Annotated in this window: 1 protein-coding gene; it reads right to left on the reverse strand. The window is 68.2% G+C overall.

Translation table 11 applies throughout. The annotated features are described in order from the left end of the window. Positions 1 to 7: 7 nt before the first annotated feature. Complete coding sequence (locus KGA66_RS29170; protein WP_211472842.1) at positions 8 to 1,054, reverse strand: IS630 family transposase; 1,047 nt, start codon at positions 1,052 to 1,054, stop codon at positions 8 to 10. Positions 1,055 to 1,097: the final 43 nt, after the last annotated feature.

Raw genomic sequence — 1,097 nt, forward strand, 5'->3', positions numbered from 1 at the left:
GTCGTGGTCAGGCTGCTGCGTAGGTGACCTCGGGTTTGTGGAAGAAGGAGATCACGCGGGTGGGCTGCTTCTGGAGGCGGTGTAGGTGGGCTCTGATGGCGGCGGCCATGGCGAGCCGGTTGCGGGGCGCTGCCTTGTTCGCGACCTCGCGCTTGGTGTCGCCGTTGAGCAGTTCGACCGGGTTGAGTTCGGGGGCGTAGCCGGGCAGGAAGTGCTGGACGATGCGCTGGTCGTTCTCGGCCAGCCACGAGGTGACGGTCTTGGCCTTGTGGGTGGGGTGCTGGTCGGCGATCAGGTGGACGCGGGATCCGGCGTAGTCGGTGGCCAGCCGGTCCAGGAACGCGAGGTAGCGCGCCACGGTCAGCGAGCCCTGGTAGACGGTGAAGTGCAGCCTGCCCTGGTTGTTGATCGCGGCCATCAGGTTGACGCGGAAGCGTTGGCCGGTCTTGGGCAGCACCGGGGTCTGCCCGGTGATCGTCCAGGTGGTGCCGAGTTCGGCGGTCGAGGAGATCCCGGACTCGTCGAGCCAGAGCACGATCCCGCCTTCGGCCTTCGCCTTCGCGAGGATCGCGGGGTAGGTCTCGGTCAGCCACGCGCGGATCGCGGCCGGATTCTGCTCGTACGCGCGGCGCACCGGGCGCTGCGGGGACAGGCCCCAGGAGCGCAGGTACTTGCCGATTGTCGGCAGGCTCAGCCGGATCCGGTACCGGCGCATGATCAGGGCCGCCACCTCGGCCCGGGTCCACAGCAGCCCCTCGCCGCCGGCCTGTGCCGGAGTCTGCTGCAAGATCGTGCGGCACAGGGCCTTTTGCCGCGCCTTGGACAGTGCCTTTTGCACCCCGGGCCGCTGACCTGGTTTGCCGCTGGCCAGGGCTTTGGATCCCTTGCGCCGGAACGCGTTCCACCAGCGCGAGACCGACCGGGTCGAGACGTCGAAGACCTCTGCCGCTTCGACCTGCGACATCCCGCGCTCCACCGCGGACACCACCCGACGGCGAAGATCCTCTTGCGCCTGCGGCGGAATGCGCCGGGCGTCCACGTTCTCAAGTCTCACAGCTCAACCAACGACCAAGCCAGCGAAGAGACACGGCTCAATA

Origin of the sequence: Actinocrinis puniceicyclus (assembly GCF_018283645.1) — a bacterium.
GTDB classification, from domain to species: domain Bacteria; phylum Actinomycetota; class Actinomycetes; order Streptomycetales; family Catenulisporaceae; genus Actinocrinis; species Actinocrinis puniceicyclus.